Source organism: Nitrososphaerales archaeon, from assembly GCA_025058425.1.
In the GTDB taxonomy this organism is placed as follows: Archaea; Thermoproteota; Nitrososphaeria; order Nitrososphaerales; family JANXEG01; genus JANXEG01.
Window position 1 is genome coordinate 1 of record JANXEG010000019.1, and the last position, 21,975, is coordinate 21,975.

Genomic DNA, 21,975 nt, shown 5'->3' on the forward strand with positions numbered 1-21,975 from the left:
ACTGGAGACTTTGAACTCCTCTTTAGGATTTACTAGGACTAAATCGGCATCGGCATTTATCTGCAGAGCACCTTTTCTTGGATAGATGCCTAGGAACTTCGCTGGATTCGTTGAGAATACTTCTACCAACCTTCTTAGGCTCAATACACCCTTATTGAAAAGGTTTAAGAGAAAAGGTAAAATCGTTTCAACACCAGGCATACCCGATGGGGCGAGCTCGATATCCTTAAACCCTTTCTCCTTCTCTTCCTTCATATGAGGGGCATGATCACTCGCAATAAAATCTATATCGCCATTACACAATCCCCTTAATAACTCTTCAACATCCTCTCTTGTCCTGAGAGGCGGATCTACCTTTGCATAAGGTCCCCTTCTTTCAAGCTCATCCATAGTTAATGATAGGTAATGAGGTGCAGTTTCAACTGTGATCCGAATATTTGAATCTTTATAAAAACGAATCAATCGTAGACTATCAGCACAACTTATGTGGACAAAGTGCACATGACCTTTAAGATGTTTATTCAATTCAGCTACCCTCGCTACAGCCAGACTTTCACATAAACAACCCCTCTTGATCGCGTAAGATTTTGCCCCTCCTCCACCACCAACGTGGTTAATCACACTTAAATCCTCAGCGTGAATCAATAGTGGTATGTTGGCTTTCTTTGTCTCCAATATTGCGGCCTTGATCGTCTCGGTATCTGGAGACAAGAGTGCTGGAAATCTACTGATCATGAATGTCTTTATCCCTGCAACCCCTTCTCTTGCCAAACTCATAATATTGGCAATAGTCATCTTCCCAGCCCCTCCATAAAGCATATAATCAACGTACGACTTACCACCTATTCGCTCCAACTTTAACCTCAAAGCTTCAACATCGGTTACGGGCGGTTCGGTATTGGGCATATCCGCTACAGTAGTAACACCTCCGTGAGCAGCTGCTAAACTACCTGTTTCAAAATCTTCCGCTTTATTCGAGCTTGGATCTCTGAAATGAACGTGTGTATCGACACCACCCGGTAAAACTAAGAGCCCTTTAGCATCGTAATAACGATCGGCCTGAACCAAACCGCTCTTACTGAATCCCGCAATCTTTTCTCCATCGATCAACAAATCTCCTTCGATGATCTCATCAAATAAGGGGAGTTTACAATTCCTTATCACTAATGTATAAACCATGATACTTTCCCCACTTATCTAACTAAACCTAACTAAATATGCTCTACATAATAGATGTTGCGATTTACATTAGATGAGCCAGCATCCAGGATCGGTAGCCATCATATTACCTGTTACTTCGTAAGCCCTTCCTCTACATCCAGCACATACATCTTTATAGAAGCACTTACCACACTCGCCATCTAACTCTCTTGATCTGAGTTTTGCCAAAATTGGTGATTCATTCCAGATTTTGATGATACTCTCCTCTTTTACATTACCGATTTTGATTTGAAGAAGCATACATGGTATAATGTCACCATTTGGTAATATTGTAATGTAACCATTAGGCATACCAGCAGCACAACCACGATTATAATATGGTATCGTTCTCAATAAATGGGTTGAGAAGTATTTCGGTTGTACGTTCTTTTCTTTAAGGATTAGAGGGTACATTGGACATGCTGGTACCCTAATGAGTATTGGACAATCTCTTTGAGCTTCCGCCAACCACTCCATAACCTTTTTCCTTTCATCTTTACTTAAGATCTCTTCATAACATCTCTCTTTAACTCTTTGGACTTGTACCAGATCGAAAAACTCTGCAGCATTCGCTCCACTTTCAATAGCTAACTTAAGTATATCTGGAACTTCATGAATATTTTGTCTTCTGATCACAATATTAAATTGGAATGGCAAACCTACTTCTTTACAATTCTTTGCCCCTTCAATAGCTCTAAAAAATGCTCCATCCTCTCCTCTAAAAGAGTCGTGAGTTTCGGGCTTAGCTCCATCGATAGATATAGCTACACATTGTACACCTACTTCCTTCATCTTGATGGCGCTTTGTTTATCGATAAGTGTACCATTACTTCCGACTACAACTCTAATCCCCTTACTTGAAGCATATTTAACAATCTCATAAAAGTCATCTCTACAAAGAGGTTCACCTCCATCTAGAATGAGGAGTTTTATTCCCCAATTTGCAATATCATCTAAGAGCTTCTTCGCTTCTCTAGTTGATAACTCGTCAGGTGCAGGTTTATCTACAGCATCACTATAACAATGTTTGCACTTGAGGTTACATCTCTTTGTAATGGCGTATGATACAAGGTAAGGAGGCGGTATCATAAAAAACCATCACTTATGTTTTTATCACTATTCTTATTTTATTTTAAAAATCTATCGATGATGAATTAAACAGAAGACAAATCCTCTGCAAATCTTTATATCAAACGAACCAAAGAAGAGTAGTATAATGTGTAATATCGATAGATACATATGAGGTTAGCATATATGCCGTTCACACCCCTTCATTTTGCGTATCCATGGTTGTTAAAGTGGAGGTTTAATAGCCTTAACACTCTAACACTCATCGTAGCTTCATTTGTACCCGATGTCGAAAATTCTATCCTGATGCTCATGGGTATATATCCAAATAGATTGGTAACACACTCTTTGATCGGAGTATTCACGATCGATCCGGCCCTAGCCATTCTAATCGCATACATACTCACACGCATCAATCTTGAGAGTATAGGCCTCCCAAATCTTAAGCCTCTTACGTTAAACTTTAATCTGATCACTTCAGCGATTGTAGGTGCGCTTCTACATGTATCGATCGATACATTACATCACGAATACAATCCGATCTTCTGGCAGATGGGCCCGACTTACATTACTGGCCCTCTCGTGGTATGGTTTGGCCCGATTCAAGCCCATCTCATCATTCATCTCTTTAGCCTCTTACTGCTGATATACGTTCTAAAGAAGATTCTTAATGAAAGGGGTGAACGGTTATCACTTCTTTATAAAGATCCATTAAAGACTATAAGGTTGTTGATAGAATCAATCAATCGATGATGAACCTTTCCTCGTCCTCGCTTTATCTGCGTAACTCTTTATCTCCTCTTGAGAAAGAAACCTCATCTTCTTCGTAGTGGTATCTATTACCGCCAACTTAATGTGGCGGGTTCCTACTTTATCTTCACTAACGAGGTATATCGATTCGATGGCCAGGAGGATCGCTTCCTCTAAACTCATATTTTCATTATAATTCTGCTCCAGATATGCTGTCACTTGATCGCTCCCCGCACCGATCGCCACGGCATTGTACTCCAAATATGTACCACTAGGATCTGTAAGGTATAATTGTGCACCATGGCTGCTGATGCCCGCGAATATTAAAGAAACACCGAACGGCCTCACACCTGCATATTGAGTATATTGCTGGGCAAGATCGGCGATTCTTCGGGCGACAGTTTCGACATCGACGGCCTCATCGTAGACCAACTTATTACTTTGCGCTATAACCCTTGCATAATCTACTTGGACACGTGCATCGGGTATATAGCCCGCAGCTGCGACACCGATGTGATCATCCACTTGAAAGATCTTTTGAGTTGCGGTGGCCGATTGAAGCTTCCTTACCCTCTCTTCTGCAGCCAATACTACTCCTTGTGGTGTCTTTATCCCAACGGCCAAAGTCCCTCTTCTAACGGTCTCTATCGCATATTCGACCTGGTAAAGCCTTCCATCAGGAGAGAATACTGTAATAGCTCTATCGTAACCTGCAGCGGCTGGGAACAAACTCTATCACTACTAAAGTGGTTATCAATGGTGATTTAAATCTTTTATTTTCTATGATGTTAGAAGGGTTAAAATGTAACTGGATCGATCGATCAATTTAGATGGAGGCTATCGATTCGGTAAAGTTTTATGGCCATCCTTTAATTCGAGCTACACATCATACTACATTCGAAATAACTAAGGATGAATCGATCACACAAAGAGGAACATGTATAATAGGGGTGAGGGCGAATAAAGCGTGTAGAGATTTAAATGAAGAGATCAAGAGTTTTATCCGCTCACATAACGCTATAGTGCATATCGAATTGATCGTGGATGATGAAATCTTTAAGACATCTGCCTCTGGCGATCCATTTCTCACATTGGAGGATGAACGGGATATTGTGGTAAGAAAGAGTAACTATGTATGCAAAAGGACGTTGGCCGTTAAATGCAGGGCCGCTGCCAAAGATATTCCTCGCAGTATGATAGATAAGTTAAAAGATCCTTCAAAAGAAGGCTTGATGATCATTAAAGTGGAGGTATAAATCGATGATTTTAGACCGATCTTCTTGAAGCTGATATCAATTCGGTCAGGGCTGTAAAGGCTTTACTCACATCATCCATCTTCACCACTATTATAGTATCGGTATAACAGCTGACGGTATCTTCGATATTGATCCTTCTGCGTGAAACCTGATTGTAAAAAGCGATCGCACAACCCGGTGTCTTGATTATATCTTTAGGGCTGTGCACGATTATGGCTGCCAGATTTGAAGCCTCTTCAAGAATATCTTCACTTTTAAATGCCGACTTTACTTTATCTAACAACTTCTGATCGAAGATGAGGGTTATCGCGGAGATACTTTCCGATACCTGGAGAAACTCCTCTTGATAACTTGCCAATACGCTCCTAACTACCTCAAGTGTCCTCTTAGTCTTTTCAACAGATATCTTGACCACATCCGTCCTCACGTTGATCGTGCTACGCGCTATTACCGATCGAATAGATGGATTGGTCTGCTTATACTCGATCTTCAACCTCTTTAATGAAGTTATTATACTCTCGACATTCACCTTCCTTCCCACGATCTCTTCAACCCTTGGTTTGATTATTCGTGCTATAGCGCTGATATTCGCATAGCCCCTATGCAACGCATCCTGAAAAGATAGGTCAGCATCTATAATCTCACGTACTGCATTCGAAATCGAAGGTTTGACCAATTTTGGTACAAACATATTTATATCTAGAACAATATTGACCAAAAAATATAAAAATGTATCGTGCAGTTACATGGTAGTATGGTGAAAGAAAGGGTAGTGTTAGCCTATTCGGGAGGCCTGGACACTTCTGTAGCTATAAAGTACTTCCAAGAGAAGTACAATATGGATGTTATAACCGTTACGGTAAATATAGGCCAGGTTGAAGATCTGAATGAAATCGCTGAAAGGGCGAAGGCTCTAGGTGCGATCAAACATTATTCAATAGATGCTTTAAGGGAATTCACAGTAGATTACATCTTCCCCGCGATAAAGGCGAATGCACTTTACGGAGGAAAGTATCCTCTGGGCACAGCTCTAGGGAGGCCATTAATTGCTAAAAAGTTGGTAGAGGTGGCAGAGAAGGAGGGTGCTACTACAGTTGCACACGGTTGTACCGGTAAGGGTAACGATCAAGTACGTTTTGATATAACTATAAAGGCCCTTAATCCAAATTTGAAGATCATCGCACCGGTAAGGGATTGGAACCTATCACGTGATGAGGAGATCGAATATGTGAAGAAGCATAACATCCCGCTCGAGATAAAAAGATCCATCTACAGTGTCGATCAAAACCTTTGGGGCAGATCGATCGAGAGTGGCCCCTTGGAGGATCCTTACCATGAACCATCACATGAAGTCTTTCAATGGACAAAGCCTTTGGATAAAACACCGGACCGACCGGAGTATTTAGAGCTCGAATTTAAAGAAGGTGTGCCTATAGCTGTGAATGGGCAGAAGATGGATCCTGTGAGTTTGATACAGTATGTTAACAAGGTTGCAGGAGAGCATGGCATAGGGGTTATAGATCATATAGAGGATAGGGTCGTAGGGATCAAATCGCGGGAAGTTTACGAATATCCCGCAGCGACCTGTATAATCGAAGCCCATAAGGATCTGGAGAAGCTCGTTCTAACGAGGCACCAATTGGCCTTCAAATCTTTTGTCGAACAAGAATGGGCTTGGTTGGTGTATAGTGGACTTTGGATGGAGCCATTGAGGATGGATCTTCAAGCCTTTATAGACTCGACTCAAAAGTTCGTCGAAGGTAAAGTGAGATTAAAGATGTATAAGGGGAGTGTAAGGGTCGTTGGTAGATCCTCACCATATTCATTGTATAGTTACGCTTTGGCAACCTACGATTCTTCATCGACATTCGATCAAAGGGCTTCGATAGGCTTCATACATCTGTGGGGCTTACAATCCCATATTGCCAATCTGATAAGAAAGAAGAAGGTCGAGGATAGTGAGATCTATGGCCGTGGATCTACTGAGGGGAGAGAGGCTTGAGGAGTTCGCCCATGAAGCTATAGAGTACACTTCATCCGTTTCACACGATGAACCGTTGGTAAAGCCCGTGATCATGATCAATCAGGCACACATGGTCATGCTGATCGAATGCGGATTGATAAAATATGAGTATGGTATCAAATGCCTTGAAGCGTTAGAATCTATACCTCATGATCTAAAGTTGGATCCGAAGTTGGAAGATGTTCATATGAATATTGAATCGTTCGTGATCAAGAAGGTGGGTGAGGAGATAGGTGGACAATTGAACCTGGGAAAGAGTAGAAATGACCAGGTGGCGACGGCGATACGGATGGTGTTAAGAGAGTACGTCTTGGATATAACCTCAAACCTCATAGCACTATGTAAAACGATCATCCAAAGATCGATGGAGCATTTAGAAACTATCATTCCAGGCTATACACACCTTCAGCATGCCCAACCAGTAACCTTGGCGCACCATCTACTCGCTTACTGTGAAGCTCTGATAAGAGATGGTTATAGATTGAGAGATGCGTACAACCGTATCAATATAAGCCCCATGGGTTCTGCTGCACTCGCTACGACGAGTTTAAAGATCGATAGAGAGTTGACAGCTTCGCTCTTGGGCTTTGAAGGGTTAGTGGTAAACTCTATCGATGCTGTTAGTGCAAGGGACTTCGCTGTAGAGGTGATCTCAGACCTTTCATTATTGATGACCAATCTGAGTAGAATGGCTGAAGAATTGATCCTATGGAGCACTTATGAATTTGGTATCGTAGAGATTCCCGATGAATATGCATCTACAAGTAGTATTATGCCACAGAAGAAGAATGCTGTAGTCGCGGAGATGATCAGATCGAAAACTTCAACGATCTACGGAGACCTTATCGCATCACTCTCCATCCTTAACTCTCTACCATACAGTTATAACCTCGATCTACAGGATCTAACCCCAAAACTCTGGGATGCATGCAAAGTAACCCTCACATCATTAAAGGTTATGAATGGTATGATGAAAAGAGTAAAGTTTAATGTGAACCGTTTGAATGAATTGATCAAGGATGATATGCTCTTGGCTACAGATCTGGCAGATTATCTGACCCAGAGGTTCAACATACCCTTTAGGATCTCACATAGGATCGTGGGCGCCCTTGTGAAGAGAGCTATTGAGAAGGGCGCGAGCCTTGGTGAAACGATCGGTGAGTTGGATAAAATCATCGAAAGGATGACCGGATCGAGGGTTGATATACCGATGAGCGAATTAAGGAATGTATTAGATGTAAGAAGAGCAATTGAAGCTAGATGTGTCATCGGAGGTCCGAGCCCATCCGAAGTTAAAAAGATGATAAATCTTTATGAATCTAAATTGGATATCTTGGAGCGTTGGGTCTCTGAATGTAGATCAAAATTGGAGAGTGCATCCAATCTGCTGCGTGAGAAAATAGATTCGTTAAAAAGGGTGAAGGGTTGATGAAAGCAAAGTGTTTAGAATGTGAAGGTGAAATCAAATTACCCGATGATGTGGTAGAAGGAGAAATCGTCTCATGCCCCGATTGTGGTGCGGACTTTGAAGTAATCAAGGTGAGTTCTGGAAAGGTTGAATTGAGAGCTGCTGAGATGGTTGGAGAAGATTGGGGAGAATGAATTGGTAAAGATCGGTCTATTCTACGATCGAGTGGGATGGGAGGAGAAAAGGTTAGAGGTAAAGGCTAAAGAGATGGGGATCGATATTCGACCCATCGATGCAAAGGTGTATCTGCTCGATGTACATGTGGAACCAAAAACACTCCACGAAGAATTTGGTGAAGTCGTACTTCAAAGGTGTATAAGCCACTTTAGAGGCCTTCACCTAACAGCTTTCTTAGAGAGTAAAGGCATTAAGGTAATCAATTCTTATAAGGTCGCTGAAGTGTGTGGCAATAAACTTCTAACGACTCTACAATTGGTAAAATCGAATATACCCACGCCCAAAACAATCGTCTCATTTACATCGGCATCTGCCCTAGATGCTGTAGAGCGTTTAGGTTATCCAGCCGTATTGAAGCCAGTTACGGGTAGTTGGGGAAGGTTGGTTGCACCTTTAAAAGATAGAGATACAGCGATGTCCATAATCGAGGCTCGTGAACTTATGAATAATCCCTTGAGCCAGATCTATTATATTCAAGAGTATATCCATCGCCCTCCGAGGGATATTAGGTGTATCGTGGTAGGTGATGAAGTGATTACAGCTTACTATCGCTACGCTCCGCCCGGAGATTGGAGAACGAATATAGCGCGAGGTGGTAAGGCAGAACCCTGCAAAATGACCAAGGAGTTAGAAGATTTGGCTTTAGGTGCTGCCGAAGCTGTAGGAAATGGTGTCTTGGCTGTGGATATGATGGAGAGTGATCGAGGTATTTTGGTACATGAAGTGAATAGCAGGGTCGAGTTTCGAGGAGCTTCTTCTGTGAGTAATGTTGATATCGCTAAAGCGATCTTAGAATACGCGATTAGAGAGTGGAAGAGGTGAGTTTATGGTAAAGGTTGGAATCGTGGGAGGGTCTGGTTACGTCGGTGGTGAACTTCTCAGAATACTCTTACTACATCCAGAGGTCGAAGTGACCTTCGCAAGCTCACGCCAGTATAAGGGTGAATACGTCTTTAGAGTACATCCGAATTTGAGAGGCTTGACCAATTTGCAATTTACGGTCGAGAATTTAAATGAATTGTCAGATAAGTGTGATGTAGTATTCACAGCGGTTCCACACGGTACCGCTGTAAAGATGATTCCAAATTTGGTCAACATCGGTCTTAAAATCATCGACCTAAGTGCGGACTTTCGGTTGAAGAACCCTGAAGATTACGTCAAATGGTACGGTTACGAGCATCCGTATCCAGATCTATTGAAGAAGTTCGTTTACGGTGCTCCTGAACTTCATCGTGAAGAGATAAGAAATTCAAATTTAGTAGCGTGTCCAGGGTGCATGGCGATAACCGCGATCATCGCACTCGCACCACTGATGAAGAGCAATGAAGTAGATAAGAAGCATATAGTCGTCGATGCGAAGATCGGTTCATCGGGTGCAGGCATTAAGCCGAGTATCGCTACACACCATGCCGAACGGTTCGGTGTAGTAAGGGCGTACAAGCCCGTAGGCCACCGCCACACTGCCGAAATTGAGCAAGAGCTCAGTAGAATAGCGGGTGATGAAGTGAAGGTCTCCATGTCTCCTCATGCTGTAAATATGGTTAGAGGAATCTTGTGTACGAACCATGTCTTTACTACGAGGAGGTTTACCACACAAGAATTGTGGAAGATCTTTAGAAGCTTTTACCAGCAAGAACCCTTCGTTAGGATCGTGAAGGATAAGAAGGGCCTCTATAAGCTACCCGATCCAAAGGTCGTCATCGGTTCGAATTACTGTGATGTCGGATTTGAAATCGATGAGCACGTAGAGAGATTGGTTATTTTATCAGCCACCGATAATCTGATAAAGGGTGCCGCTGGCTCCGCTGTACAATGTATGAATCTTATGCTCAACTTCGATGAAAGGCTCGGTCTAGAGAGCCCCGGCTTACACCCCGTGTGATCGACTTGATAACCGTGGTAAAAGTCGGCGGATCGATTCTTGGTGAGGGTATCAACCCCACCATTATAGATGATGTGGTTGAGCTCAACCGAAGAGGAAAGCTCGTATTAGTGCATGGGGGTGGGCGCAAGGTAACCGAGATAGCTGAGAAGTTGGGTAAGAAGCAAGAGTTCATCGTATCGCCCGATGGTATCAGAAGTCGATATACCGATTCAGAGACCATCGAAATATACACGATGGTGATGTCTGGATTGATCAATAAAGAGATCGTGGCAGCCCTGCACAAGGTAGGGCTACGTGCATTGGGCCTTTCGGGTGTAGATGGAGGGATTCTGAAGGCTGAGCGTAAGAAAAGATTGGTAGTCGTTGACGAAAGGGGTAGGAAGAGGATCATCGATGGGGGTTATACGGGTAAGATTTCTCAAGTGAATTCAGAACTGTTGAACCTTATTCTCAATCAAGGTTATCTACCGGTAATAGCGCCCGTAGCTATAGGTGAAGAATCAGAATTATTGAATGTCGATGGTGATAGGGCTGCGGCATACGTAGCTGGCGCGATCAAAGCAGATCTCATAATCTTTCTTACGGATGTTGAAGGTATCATCATCGATGATAAGGTTGTAGAGAAGTTGACTTTAGAAGAAGCGGAGCGATTGATGCCCAAGATCGGTTTCGGTATGAAGACCAAGGTACTAGCTTCGATAGAGGCTCTAAAGATGGGTGTTGAGAGGGCTGTAATCTGTTCGGGTAAGAGTGATCATCCACTTCTATCGGCTATCGATGGTAAGTCCGGTACGATGATCACAAAGTAGGTGAATCGATTGAATTGGGAGCTCATCAAGGAATTGGAGGATAGGTACTTTGCTCCAGTATACCAGAAGATGCCCATCGCTATCGTGAGAGGTTCGGGTGCAAGTGTGTGGGATGTGAATGGGAGAGAGTATGTAGATTGTATGGGCGGTTATGGTGCAGCGTTGGTGGGGCATTGTAATCCTAAGGTTGTAGAGGCGATCAAAAGACAGGCTGAGCGGTTGATCACGTGCCATGGCTCGATCTACAATGACGTGAGGGCCACTCTACTCGAGAAACTCATCTCTATAGCACCGAAGGGTTTGGATAGAGTGTATTTAGCGAATAGTGGAGCGGAGGCTGTAGAATGTGCACTCAAACTCGCCGTAAAGTATACAGGTAAATCAGAGATAATTGCCATGACCGGAAGTTTTCACGGCAAGACCATTGGAGCATTATCGGCCACGTGGAACCCAAAGTATCGTGAAGTTTATTCTGCCTTACTCACAAATGTAAAGTTCGCTCCTTTCGGTAATCTAGAGAAGGTCGAGGAGTTGGTGAATAACAATACCGCTGCGATCATCATCGAACCTATACAGGGTGAGGGTGGTATACATGTAGCTCCAGATAGTTTCCTTCAAGGTCTCAGAGAGCTCTGTGATCGAAAGAATGTGGTATTGATCTTCGATGAAATTCAATCGGGATTCGGTAGAACCGGGAAGATGTGGTGTGCCCAGCATTGGAATGTCGAGCCGGATGTTATGTGTGTGGCTAAAGGTATCGGTGGTGGTTTTCCGATCGGAGCGACTTTGGCAAAGGGTGAGATCATGTCGGTCTTCAAGCCCGGAGATCATACGAGCACATTCGGTGGAAACCCCCTCGCCTGTGCGGCTACTTCTGCTACCATCGACTATCTGTTAGAGAATAATCTAGTGGAGAGGGCGGCAAGGTTAGGTAGCATCTTCAAATCCGGTCTGGAAGAATTGGCTAAGAAGCATAAGATAGTCCGTGAAGTAAGAGGTTTAGGTCTGATGCTCGGTCTAGAATCTCGCTTCGATGTCAAGGATATCTTACTTAATGGGATCAGAGAAGGTGTTCTATTACTCTACGCTGGGAGGAATGTATTACGTTTTTTACCACCGTTGGTGATCAGAGAGGAGCAAATCAAGTTTACATTAGATGTTTTAGACCGTTTACTTGGCGAAGAAGAGAGGGTGAGAGGGTTATAGGATCTTTCACCGTTATCCAGATAAAAGACCCCATACAATAAATTGTGTACGAATATGCCACATTCTACCCTTGATAAGAAGGATGAAGAGATTCTTAATATACTAAAGGATGATGGAAGAGCATCTTTCGTGAAGATCGCTAGATTGGTCGGATTATCGGAGGCAGCGGTAAGGCGAAGGGTTCAAAATTTGATCAAGCGTGGGGTGATCAAACGCTTCACTACAGAGATAGATACGGGAAGGGGTGTAAATGCTATCTCATTGATCTCTGTCGCACCCTCAACACCTACACACGATGTTTCAGAGAAATTGAGAAAGCTTAAAGGTGTTGAAGTTGTTTACGAGATAACTGGTCAATACGATATTGCGGTAATCATTTCTGCTTCGAATATCGCTGAAATCAATCAATGCATAGACGATATTCGCAAAGTTGAAGGTGTTGCTAATACAAACAGCATCATAATATTACGTGTTGTTCGCTAAACTCGTAACGTAAATCGTTAAATACTATATATCATAAAGATCAATCGTTAGAGTGAGGTGATGCCATGATAAGGTGTTTAGAATGTGATGCTAGAATCACCATCCCCAAAGATGTAATCGAAGGCGAGATCGTCTCATGCCCCGATTGTGGTGCAGCGTACGAGGTTTACAAAGAAAGTGACAACTTCCAGATTCGCCCTGCCCGGATCGAGGGTGAGGATTGGGGCGAGTGATTTGAAGATATCTATGGTTTATGATTATGTGAGATGGGAAGAGAAATCTATAATCGAGGCTGCTAAAAGAAAGAATGTAGAGCTTCAATTAGTAAACCCTACAGACCTCTACTTCGATCTGAACGATAATGGTCTAAAATCTAAATTTGGCGATGTCGTTCTTCAAAGGTGTGTGAGCTACTTTCGGAACCTTCATCTTACAGCACTTCTAGAGAGTAAGGGTCTGAAGGTTGTAAATTGCTTTAATGCTATATTGACCGCGGGGAATAAACTCTTCTGTACATTAAAGTTGATGAACGCTGGTGTTCCGATGCCCAAGACGATGGTATCCTTCTCCACAAAGGGCTCTCTTCGAGCTTTAGATGAGTTGGGCTACCCTGCGATCATGAAGCCCACGATCGGGAGTTGGGGGAGGCTGATTTCATTGGTAAAGGATTCAGATTCGGCACAGGCTATATGTGAACATCGTGAACATCTATCTCCACTCTATCAGATTTATTATCTACAGGAGTTGGTGAAACGCCCCCCTCGTGATATAAGGTGCTTCGTAATCGGTGATAGAGCTGTAGCTGCCATATACAGAGTTTCTACGACTGGTGATTGGAGGACGAACACCGCAAGGGGGGCGAAGGCTGTGAATTGCCCTATTACCAATGAACTGGAGGATCTGTGTGTCAAAGCGGCTAAAGCGATCGGAGATGGTATATTTGGAGTCGATTGTATGGAGTCTCCAGATGGTCTCGTAGTACATGAAGTCAATCATACGATCGAATTCAAGAACACGGTCCCTGCTACTGGTGTAGATATACCGGGCTTGATCATCGATTACTTGATGGAAGTTGCAAAGTGAATACTAAAGTTGGGTATCGATGAAGTAGAATTCTTAATAAATATGTTAAGGATCTATAGCCCTCCTCGCAAAGAGGAGAAGTTGGCTAAAAGGTTAGCCGAATGGATGAAAGAGGATTTAGGATTTAAAAAGGTATGGATGGATAGGGTGAATAACGTATTTGGAGAGATCGGTTCTGGAAAACCTACCATATTACTATGTGGTCATATGGATACTGTACCGGGTTTTAGGGCCGTTAAGGTTGAAGGTGATAGGATTTATGGGCGTGGTGCAGTAGATGCAAAATCGGCCTTGGCCGCGATGATCATCGCGACCTCAAGGTTAAGTGGCGATGATCTCCAAGGGAGGGTGATCGTAGCTGCAGTGGTGGATGAAGAAGGTAATAGTTTAGGCATTAAGGAATTGATAAAAGAGAATCTAAATGTCGATTACGGGATATTTGGGGAGCCTGGTGGTATCGCTAGTATCACTATAGGTTATCGTGGGAGTATCTGCTTGAAGATAGTCTGTATAACACCGACGGGCCATGCGAGCGCACCTTGGATCGCGAATGGAGGTGCGATTCAAAGAGCCTTTGAAGTATGGCAAAGTATACAAGCATACATCTCGAAGCAAGAGAGGGGTAAGGTTGATGATGATACTCATAGATCGTTGACCGCTTCTCTAATAAAGATTCATGGCGGCTCGTTACATACTATACTACCAAATCGGTGTGAGATGGTGATAAATGTGAGGGTGCCTGTAGGCTATTCGTCATCAAAGGTCAGTGAAGAATTGAATGGTATCATTTCGAAATTCAATATCGATGAAACGAAGGTATTAACCGAAATTATCGATATAACCGAACCGTTCAAGGTCGATGTAAACTCTCCTGTAGTGAGGGCTTTAGTAAGAGCGATTCTCAATACACAAGGTATAAGGCCCAGATTGATCTATAAAACCGGTACTGGCGATATGAATATCCTGGGCAACGTATTAAAAATCCCTGTAGCGACGTATGGTCCAGGAAACCCTCGTTTATCTCACACCCCTGATGAATATATTGAGATAAAAGAATATTTAGAGAGTATTAGAGTTTATCATAGGGCTATACTCGAATTATTTAAAATTCATAAATGATGAACCTTCTCAAATAAAAGATGGTTCCAGATCAATTTTTCAATTTTTTATCACTCTATATTTGCATGCCTCTTTTTTAACTCTTCTTCACTCATTTTGAGCTTATCCAGTAGCACAACTACCATCGCATCGAATAGAATCATGCATGAATCCTCAAAGAGTGTACCAAGTGGGGCGAGTGGTTCATGGAGCCCCAAAATTTGGCGAGAAAAATAATCTCTCCCACTTTCTTCAGATCCTAAGATCCTCCCCTTTACTTCGATGATGTAATCTGCCAATCTTCCTAGGGGTGAGTCCGGGAATGAAGTCACCGCCAAGACCTTCGCACCGACATGCTTTGCAGCCTCGACAGCGGCGACTACGAGCCTCGTAGTCCCTGAACCTGAGACTGCTATAACTAGATCTTTTTCATCGATCGATGGTACTAAAGTATCTCCTAACACATGTACGTTGTAACCTAGATGCAGTAATCGGAGGGCGAAGGCTTTAGCGACCAGACTACTTCTACCAGCACCCACCACTAGGATCTTATTATTTCGATGCTTGAGAAGGACATCTATACCAATACCGATCTGTTCTTCCGAGACCTTCGATAGGTTTTGAGTGATCATCGTCGTTAGACCGAAGATACTGCTCTTAACAGCTGCACCAGCGTTTTCACTCAAACCCAACCCCCAATTAATTATCAATCGCCCGGTTGAAAAACTTTTCACAAACTAAAATACATGTAGGAGTAAATGGCAAAGACGAATAGTATTATACTTAATACAATTGCGATTTTATCTCTATTGCGCATCTTTAACACGTATAGACTTGTAGGCCTTTTTGTTGCACCGTAAGCCCTTACCTCCATCGCCTCTGCCAATTCGCTACTTCTCATTATGGCGTCTATCACAAGAGGTACGAGTATCGGTATGAAGTTCTTAACCCTTTTATGAAAACGGCCTTTATCGAGCTCTAAACCTCTCGATCTTTGAGCATCTATGATCTGTAAAGCATCTATCATGAGTACTGGTACGAAGCGTACCGCAGTCACAAAGGCGAATATGATATCTTGGGGTAAACGAAACCACTTCATCACATATTCTAATTCATCTGGTGAGGTGGTGAGGAAGAAGAAGGATGTAGAAGTTATGATGGCTACAAATCTGAGTGCTAAAACGAGGGCTACTATCAAACCATAACCAAGGAGGAGGTTGATCAAAAATATGAAGATGGCGAACGTAGACGAAAGTAACGTTGTTCGCCCCATTCTCTTCAATATACGGCCCATCAAAGCTAGGCTTACAATGGTAAGTAATGTTATCGAAATCTTGATCAATGAGTCACTGATCAGGGCGAGTGTAAATAACATCAACGAGATTAACAATCTGACCCGAGGATCGAGCCTTTGTATGATCGAATCGGTCCTTCGAAATAAGAAGCCACTTGCAATCCAATACACATCTATCGACCTCGAAGACCTCGGAGATTATTAATAAACCAGGCTCTCGCTTCATAAACATTTGGAAAGGGCTTCTCCGGCCTTACTCTTAACCTTTCGTAAAGCTCTACCAGTTGGGGCTTGATCAAATGTGCCTCCTTAATCAATGAATTATTATGGAATACCTCCTCTGAAAGCGAGTCTGCTATTATCCTCCCTTTCGACATGATTATCATCCTTGGCTGAAGAGGCCAGATGAATTCGATGTCATGAGATACTATAATGACAGTTTTGTTTTGAGTTAGTAGCATCTTTATAATCTGACCGAGCCGCTCTTTCTGAATAAAGTCTTGACCGACGGTGGGCTCATCCAATATGAGGACCTTCGGATCCCACGCTAAAACGACTGCTAAGCAGAGCCTCTTTTTCTCTCCCCCACTTAATATAAATGGAGATGATCTACGATAATCTTCAAGATCAAAAAATTTAAGAGCCCACTCTACACGCCTCTTAATTACATCCTCTGTGAAACCAAAGTTCCTTAAACCGAATTTAATTTCATCTTCAACGCTCTCCGAGAATAGTTGATGATCTGGATTTTGAAAGACGATGCCCACTTTGCGAGAAAGTTCGGCAACACTCACCTTTCTCGTATCTAAACCATCCACCAACACTCTACCAACCGAAGGCTTTAAAAGGCCGTTGATATGCCTTATGAGCGTAGTCTTACCAGCACCATTCTCACCTACAATAGCTATCAATTCACCATCCTTGATTTGAATATTGATATCTTTAAGGGCTGTAACTCCGCTCGGATACGTATAGGTTACAGATTCAAATGTTATCACGGAGAATCACATTCAACCTATCTGCAAGTTCTATCGTCGATAAACTTACTCTACCCAGATTCACACCAGCTTCTCTTAAAAGGTTTTGCAATCTTATGATAGTAGGTACACTCACTCCTATCAACATCACTTCCTTTCTCGTTAAAACTTCTTCTGGTCTACCATCTAAGATTATTCTCCCTTCATTCATGACCACGATTCTTGAAGCAACATTTAAGAGGAGATCGAGCCTATGCTCTACGATCAACACCGTAATCTCTAATGTATCATGAAGCTTTTTAACAAGGTCGATCAACTCTCGTGCTGTGTAAGGGTCGAGCAACGAAGTCGGTTCATCGAGGATCAGTATGCGTGGTTTCATAGCTATAACGCCAGCCAATGCAACCCTTTGCTTCTGCCCATCCGAAAGTTCATAAGGTGCCCTCTCCATCAGATCTGTTATTCCCAAAAGCTCACACGCCCACCTTACTCTCTCCTGAATTTCATCCCTCGGCAATTGTAGATTTTCGAGACCAAATGCTACATCACGCTCAACAGAGAACATAAAGATCTGATTTTCAGGATTTTGAAATACGAAGCCGATCCTTTTAGCTAACTCGCTTATCGGTGTTTGAGAGACGTCAAGACCATCTACAATCACACTACCTGAACGGATTCCGCTGTACATGTGTGGAATAAGGCCGATGAGCGATCTAAGTAGTGTAGATTTACCACACCCGCTCGGCCCAGCGATGATGACCATTTCGCCCTCTCCAACATCGAGATTTACATCGGTGAGGGCAGGTTTGCTACTACCTGCATAGGTGAAGCTGTAATCCTTAATACTTATCAGCTTGCTCATCTATTTTGAACCCCTCAAATCTTAATATTTTGCAATCTTTTACTATCCATTCCCTAAATGAGGATCGATATAAGCTTAATTTACAAAATTTCTTTAAACCCCTCCCCCAACTTACTTGATAATATCCTTAGTATAGATCGAACTGTACTTTCAAAATCGCCCTTGACGGTGAGTGATGCAGCTGTGGGATGCCCCCCGCCCGTTCCATTTAATTCGGATGCGACCACTTTCGCTATATCTAAGCCTAGATGGATCTTCGCTTCTAGTGAGAATAGGTTCGATGCCCTTAAACTTCCTCTCGTATAGTTATCTTCGTATGAAGCTGCGAAACTCACATCGGCTCCCAGATCTATCAGAGCCCTAGCAACGGAAGCGTGGAAAGATCCTACATGTGTAACAACGAAGAACCACTTGCCCAAACGATAGATCTTTAACCTTTGGGCACCCTTAAGGCGAGCGATCGTTTCTGAAGGCTCTCGTTGAATACTTAAAACCTTTCTCGCTTCTGTTATTGAAGCGTCCAAATCACACAACTCACTTACCACTTTTAATGTTCTGCACTTTGCTATTGTAAGGTGCTGTGAATCGAACAGTATTCCGATCAATAGAGCCTGTGCCACTTTCTTTGTAATATTGAGTTTATTAGCTTTCGCAATATTGTAGATTACTTCACTGGTTGCAGAAGCCTCCTCATCTACAAATACGTAATCGGTTATAGAGCTTATCGATCGATCGAGCGGGTGATGGTCGATGGCGATCTTGATCGTTTTCGATGCTCTTAATTGGGTTAACAACCCTTCAATAAGAGAAGCATTTCCTGTGTCTACTATAATTACCAAATCGACATTGAAGAGCTTGGGCTCTTCGATCACCTTTGCTGGGAAGCTACTTTGAACCCTCTTGGCAAGGATGCTTAAACCTTCGGGCGCTGTGATCGATACCCTAACCCCTTTATAGACCTTCTTTAAGATGTTTGAGAGTGCGTAAGCTGAACAGTACGCATCTACGTCTGCATGGCGATGGCATATAATTTGTATACGCTTGACCTTCTCTTTAACTATAGGGAGAATTAGATCCTTCCTTTTCAAGAAGCCTGACTCTCTGATGGTCGGGTCTTCCCTCTGATCGCCTCATCGATCTTCATTTGAAGCTCTCTTACACTCTCTCTTACCCTACTCTCTTGTTTTGCTAAAACCATAACTCTCGTATTCGCTAACTCTCTCTTCTCTTCCAACTCGCTCAAAATACTATCGCGCTTTACTCTGATCAGTAAAGGTCCGGCAGACTTGTACACTACATCATTTGGGCCGATCTTCTTCAATTCGCTGATGGCCTTTTCAATCCCGGCGAGCTCGAGCTCTACCTGTTGCTTTTGTAGTAGGATCGCTTGTAAATTCTGTTGGAGCTGCTCAAATCTTACCAATTGTTCACGAAGCCATGGTGGGATTTCTTCCCTACTCATACCAATTATACAAGTAGAAACATAAATAAAATTTTTATGGGAGTAGAATGAATCGGTGATGATCGAATCTGACACTCTGCCACAATGAATAGTTGGAGCTAAATAAAGTCGATCTTTACTTATAAGTTGTGATGGATAAAACTTCGTTCGCTACTTTAATCAATCTCAGATATGAGTTGATCACTGCACGAATTTGAGAAATACTATCACCATTTATGTATAACCAGAGTTTATCACCCTCTTTATTCACTTTTAACTCTGTGGAGCGCTTTACTACCACTTCGGGCATTAAAGCTCTGTAGACACTCTCTAAGTAAGCTTCATCAAGCTTTACAGAGATTTCTACCTCGATCTTTTTAATAAAAGGTGTATGTGAATAACTCAACTTTGAATCGATTCTACAGATATGTCGTATGCGCCACCGGCGACTTTAAAGTTGCAGATCGGACATCCCCATATTCCTATCGCTATCCTTTTAAATCTAAGTGAACCGCATTGTGGGCATCTTCTTTTCGACTTTAAAAGTCTAATTACTTTACTATACCGTTTTCTCAGTGTAGCACCATACTTTGCACCCAATCCCGGTAAACTGGATGTCACTTTACCCCTTCCCATATCCGGTCGCCTTCTTTATTATCTCTCTGATCTCCTTACTTTTAACTATTGCAGTTTCGCAGGCGAGTTTGATCTGTTCAAAGGATAAAACACCGGAGCATCCTTTCTGCCCTGCACATAAATTCCCTTCACTATCGATGGTGAGGGTAATTCTTGCATCCATGACCAACTCCTCCTCATGGGTGGGATCTACGATAAGTGCATCACCGATTCTTGCCATCGTTACAGATATTGGTAACGTTCTTATAGGCAATGGAACATATTCATCTAACTTCACAACCTTTCCTTCGTTTGAGACTTTGAATTTAGGGATTCGAGCGGTGAGAAGGGACGATACTACTGCATAAGATGTTGCATCGAAGAGATTACCATCCAAATCTAACATACTCACATCGACATATATTGCAATGACTTTTTCACCTTCTACTAAAACCAGTTTTGATAGGTCGATCATTCCAGATGCTCGAATACCCCTATCCACAACCCTTGCCAACTCTATAGCATCTTCATCCGGAGGGCCAGGTTCGGTGTAGGGTGATGCAAGTGGTAAGACTTCCGCATTCACAACTAAAAGCCCTTCGTTGGGGGTATCGGGAAATGGTTCGCTCACCTCAACTTTAACCCCTGCAATTACCTGTGTATTACCGATGCTCACCTTCGCTGAACCCTCGGCTTTCTCGATGATCCCCGTTTCTATCACAATCGGTCTGTAATCGAGAAGGCCACGGCCATCTAACCTCTTCCCTTTTGATATACATTCTATCATTTGGGCCTTTCTTAACCGTTCTACGATCATCGATTTCTTCGCTGCCATAGCAACTCACTCAACCTGTATTGGTTCAGCACTACCAAAATATTTCTTAATGAGCGCCTCCCTCTGAATTTGATAGATCTTTTTACAACCTTCCAGAGCCATTTCAAAAGCCCGTTTAAACTCCTCTGGGGTAAGTATTCCCTCCAATTGGAATAAAGTCACCTGATTTAGATTTAACATGACCGCGATCGGCATATCCACCTCACCTTCTTTATCCTCTATGTCATTAAGATCGAGGACGATCTGGCCATCTACTTTACCCGCTGCACAACCTGTTACAAGATCTCTCATATTGATCCCAGCATCGGCGAGTGCTGTAGCAGCGGCCGTGATACCAGCAACCCTTGAACCACCATCGGCCTGAAGCACCTCTATATAAACATCGATGGCAGTCCTCGGATAATCCTCTAGGATCAGAGCGGGCTCCAATGCCTCTCTTATAACCTTCGAAATTTCTATTTCTCTTCTAGATGGTGCAGGGCTCTTTCGGGTCTCCGTAGAGAATGGGGACATGTGGTATCTACATCTGAGGATCGAGCGGTCGGGCCTTGCCATATGTTTGGGATGGACCTCTTTAGGGCCATAGACGGCCGCGACGATCTTATTCTTACCGAGCTCTATACTCGCTGAACCATCTGCATTCTTCAAAACACCCACCTCTATCTTTATCGGTCTGAGCTCATTAACCCTTCTACCATCGACTCTTAAACCATTTTCATCGATCAACCTTCCCAACACTACCACCCTCCTCTAAAAGTTTCTGCACCTTCTTCGTTAAATCTGCAATATGGGCTTCCTCCTCTATCAACCGAATCGCCTTGATAGCTAATAGTATCCCTTCTGGAGGCCCCGTCGCTATTATTAAACCATTCTGACCTATATTTAGCTTACATTTTGTGTAATTCTCAATAGCCTTGATCATCGAGCCTTTCTTCCCTATTAGACGAGGTACTTTGGAGGGCGCTATTCTAATAATCTCGCCCTTTGAGACCTTCCCCAATCCCGGTCCAGATACACTCAATAGGGGGTCACGGGTACGGTCAAAGGCTACAATCTTACCTACTATCAGATCGCCGATATCGAACTTCTTCACCAACGAATCTTTCGCTGGTGAAAAATCCTTCCCGAATACACTCTGCGCGGGCAAGTAGGCGGAGAAGCAGGAATTTATATCCACTTCCCATGCGAATGCTGAATAATCTATGATCTTACCTATCACTATATCGTCTACTCGAGGTATGTATATACCCGACAACGGTATCACCTTAACACCTTCACGTGAAATTTCAGCCATCCCAACTCTCGTCGAATAGAATCGGTTACCTATCTTCATCACATTCGCCAATGGTGAATAGTTACCTTCACAGATCAAATCTCCCGGGATCACGTACTTTCTTTTTATATTGACCAATTAGCACTACCTCATTACTTCATGATAGAAGCCT

28 protein-coding genes are annotated in these 21,975 nt (G+C 43.0%); 13 read left to right on the forward strand and 15 right to left on the reverse strand.

The window, feature by feature from the left end:
* A partial coding sequence (locus NZ896_03100; protein MCS7116438.1) for a dihydroorotase family protein occupies positions 1-1,179 on the reverse strand: 1,179 nt, incomplete at its 3' end.
* 69 nt (positions 1,180-1,248) lie between these two features.
* Positions 1,249-2,289, reverse strand: coding sequence for a radical SAM protein (locus NZ896_03105; GenBank protein ID MCS7116439.1), 1,041 nt, complete (start codon positions 2,287-2,289; stop codon positions 1,249-1,251).
* A gap of 165 nt (positions 2,290-2,454) precedes the next feature.
* Here NZ896_03105 and NZ896_03110 point away from each other — a divergent pair, with 165 nt between their 5' ends.
* On the forward strand, positions 2,455-3,021 hold the full coding sequence (locus NZ896_03110; protein MCS7116440.1) for a DUF4184 family protein: 567 nt from the start codon (positions 2,455-2,457) through the stop codon (positions 3,019-3,021).
* Here NZ896_03110 and psmA read toward each other — a convergent pair.
* Positions 3,007-3,747 (reverse strand): archaeal proteasome endopeptidase complex subunit alpha, encoded by a 741-nt coding sequence (gene psmA, locus NZ896_03115; GenBank protein MCS7116441.1) that lies wholly within the window; start codon positions 3,745-3,747, stop codon positions 3,007-3,009. The genes NZ896_03110 and psmA overlap by 15 nt on opposite strands.
* Positions 3,748-3,848: 101 nt before the next feature.
* On the opposite strand from psmA, the gene NZ896_03120 reads away from it, so the two are divergent.
* The gene (locus NZ896_03120) at positions 3,849-4,274 is read left to right on the forward strand and encodes a DUF371 domain-containing protein (protein MCS7116442.1); all 426 of its coding nucleotides are present in this window, start codon (positions 3,849-3,851) and stop codon (positions 4,272-4,274) included.
* 10 nt (positions 4,275-4,284) lie between these two features.
* Here NZ896_03120 and NZ896_03125 read toward each other — a convergent pair whose 3' ends face one another.
* Entirely contained in the window at positions 4,285-4,965 is a 681-nt protein-coding gene (locus NZ896_03125) for a hypothetical protein (protein ID MCS7116443.1), read from the reverse strand.
* A gap of 63 nt (positions 4,966-5,028) precedes the next feature.
* On the opposite strand from NZ896_03125, the gene NZ896_03130 reads away from it, so the two are divergent.
* The 11 genes from NZ896_03130 (at position 5,029) to NZ896_03180 (ending at position 14,527) form a co-directional block, all read left to right on the forward strand.
* Positions 5,029-6,276 (forward strand): argininosuccinate synthase, encoded by a 1,248-nt coding sequence (locus tag NZ896_03130; protein ID MCS7116444.1) that lies wholly within the window; start codon positions 5,029-5,031, stop codon positions 6,274-6,276.
* Positions 6,242-7,726: an argininosuccinate lyase gene (gene argH, locus NZ896_03135; protein ID MCS7116445.1), complete on the forward strand. Its 1,485-nt coding sequence runs from the start codon at positions 6,242-6,244 to the stop codon at positions 7,724-7,726. Before NZ896_03130 ends, argH begins: the two co-directional genes overlap by 35 nt.
* Positions 7,726-7,899, forward strand: coding sequence for an alpha-aminoadipate/glutamate carrier protein LysW/ArgW (gene lysW/argW / locus NZ896_03140; protein ID MCS7116446.1), 174 nt, complete (start codon positions 7,726-7,728; stop codon positions 7,897-7,899). The genes argH and lysW/argW (NZ896_03140) overlap by 1 nt, the downstream gene beginning before the upstream one ends.
* A complete protein-coding gene (lysX, locus tag NZ896_03145; protein MCS7116447.1) occupies positions 7,877-8,764 on the forward strand; it encodes a lysine biosynthesis protein LysX in 888 nt (295 codons plus the stop codon). The genes lysW/argW (NZ896_03140) and lysX (NZ896_03145) overlap by 23 nt, the downstream gene beginning before the upstream one ends.
* 4 nt (positions 8,765-8,768) lie before the next feature.
* On the forward strand, positions 8,769-9,824 hold the full coding sequence (gene argC / locus NZ896_03150; protein MCS7116448.1) for an N-acetyl-gamma-glutamyl-phosphate reductase: 1,056 nt from the start codon (positions 8,769-8,771) through the stop codon (positions 9,822-9,824).
* Between the two features lie 14 nt (positions 9,825-9,838).
* Positions 9,839-10,636, forward strand: coding sequence for a [LysW]-aminoadipate/[LysW]-glutamate kinase (locus NZ896_03155; GenBank protein ID MCS7116449.1), 798 nt, complete (start codon positions 9,839-9,841; stop codon positions 10,634-10,636).
* 9 nt (positions 10,637-10,645) lie between these two features.
* Positions 10,646-11,842, forward strand: a complete 1,197-nt coding sequence (locus NZ896_03160) for an aspartate aminotransferase family protein (protein ID MCS7116450.1) — start codon at positions 10,646-10,648, stop codon at positions 11,840-11,842.
* A gap of 54 nt (positions 11,843-11,896) precedes the next feature.
* Positions 11,897-12,325, forward strand: coding sequence for an HTH-type transcriptional regulator LysM (lysM, locus tag NZ896_03165; protein MCS7116451.1), 429 nt, complete (start codon positions 11,897-11,899; stop codon positions 12,323-12,325).
* Between the two features lie 65 nt (positions 12,326-12,390).
* Positions 12,391-12,558, forward strand: coding sequence for an alpha-aminoadipate/glutamate carrier protein LysW/ArgW (lysW/argW, locus tag NZ896_03170; GenBank protein MCS7116452.1), 168 nt, complete (start codon positions 12,391-12,393; stop codon positions 12,556-12,558).
* 1 nt (position 12,559) lies between these two features.
* The gene (gene lysX, locus NZ896_03175) at positions 12,560-13,408 is read left to right on the forward strand and encodes a lysine biosynthesis protein LysX (GenBank protein MCS7116453.1); all 849 of its coding nucleotides are present in this window, start codon (positions 12,560-12,562) and stop codon (positions 13,406-13,408) included.
* A gap of 9 nt (positions 13,409-13,417) precedes the next feature.
* Positions 13,418-14,527 carry a M20/M25/M40 family metallo-hydrolase gene (locus tag NZ896_03180; GenBank protein MCS7116454.1) on the forward strand — a complete coding sequence of 370 codons (1,110 nt, stop codon included), beginning with the start codon at positions 13,418-13,420 and terminating at the stop codon, positions 14,525-14,527.
* Between the two features lie 50 nt (positions 14,528-14,577).
* On the opposite strand, the gene NZ896_03185 is transcribed toward NZ896_03180, so the two are convergent.
* From NZ896_03185 to rrp4, 11 genes are all read right to left on the reverse strand, one after another.
* Entirely contained in the window at positions 14,578-15,192 is a 615-nt protein-coding gene (locus NZ896_03185) for an SIS domain-containing protein (protein MCS7116455.1), read from the reverse strand.
* Between the two features lie 44 nt (positions 15,193-15,236).
* On the reverse strand, positions 15,237-15,971 hold the full coding sequence (locus NZ896_03190; GenBank protein ID MCS7116456.1) for an energy-coupling factor transporter transmembrane protein EcfT: 735 nt from the start codon (positions 15,969-15,971) through the stop codon (positions 15,237-15,239).
* A gap of 2 nt (positions 15,972-15,973) precedes the next feature.
* Positions 15,974-16,798 (reverse strand): energy-coupling factor ABC transporter ATP-binding protein, encoded by an 825-nt coding sequence (locus NZ896_03195; protein ID MCS7116457.1) that lies wholly within the window; start codon positions 16,796-16,798, stop codon positions 15,974-15,976.
* Positions 16,785-17,639 (reverse strand): ATP-binding cassette domain-containing protein, encoded by an 855-nt coding sequence (locus NZ896_03200; protein ID MCS7116458.1) that lies wholly within the window; start codon positions 17,637-17,639, stop codon positions 16,785-16,787. The genes NZ896_03195 and NZ896_03200 overlap by 14 nt, the downstream gene beginning before the upstream one ends.
* An 80-nt stretch (positions 17,640-17,719) precedes the next feature.
* Positions 17,720-18,727 (reverse strand): DHH family phosphoesterase, encoded by a 1,008-nt coding sequence (locus NZ896_03205; GenBank protein ID MCS7116459.1) that lies wholly within the window; start codon positions 18,725-18,727, stop codon positions 17,720-17,722.
* Positions 18,724-19,101, reverse strand: a complete 378-nt coding sequence (locus NZ896_03210) for a prefoldin subunit beta (GenBank protein MCS7116460.1) — start codon at positions 19,099-19,101, stop codon at positions 18,724-18,726. Before NZ896_03210 ends, NZ896_03205 begins: the two co-directional genes overlap by 4 nt.
* A gap of 115 nt (positions 19,102-19,216) precedes the next feature.
* Positions 19,217-19,486 carry a KEOPS complex subunit Pcc1 gene (locus tag NZ896_03215; GenBank protein ID MCS7116461.1) on the reverse strand — a complete coding sequence of 90 codons (270 nt, stop codon included), beginning with the start codon at positions 19,484-19,486 and terminating at the stop codon, positions 19,217-19,219.
* Positions 19,483-19,716, reverse strand: a complete 234-nt coding sequence (locus tag NZ896_03220) for a 50S ribosomal protein L37 (protein ID MCS7116462.1) — start codon at positions 19,714-19,716, stop codon at positions 19,483-19,485. Before NZ896_03220 ends, NZ896_03215 begins: the two co-directional genes overlap by 4 nt.
* Positions 19,703-20,530: an exosome complex protein Rrp42 gene (gene rrp42, locus NZ896_03225; protein ID MCS7116463.1), complete on the reverse strand. Its 828-nt coding sequence runs from the start codon at positions 20,528-20,530 to the stop codon at positions 19,703-19,705. Before rrp42 ends, NZ896_03220 begins: the two co-directional genes overlap by 14 nt.
* Positions 20,531-20,536: 6 nt before the next feature.
* Positions 20,537-21,265: an exosome complex exonuclease Rrp41 gene (gene rrp41, locus NZ896_03230; protein MCS7116464.1), complete on the reverse strand. Its 729-nt coding sequence runs from the start codon at positions 21,263-21,265 to the stop codon at positions 20,537-20,539.
* Entirely contained in the window at positions 21,246-21,941 is a 696-nt protein-coding gene (rrp4, locus tag NZ896_03235; protein ID MCS7116465.1) for an exosome complex RNA-binding protein Rrp4, read from the reverse strand. The genes rrp41 and rrp4 overlap by 20 nt, the downstream gene beginning before the upstream one ends.
* Positions 21,942-21,975: the final 34 nt, after the last annotated feature.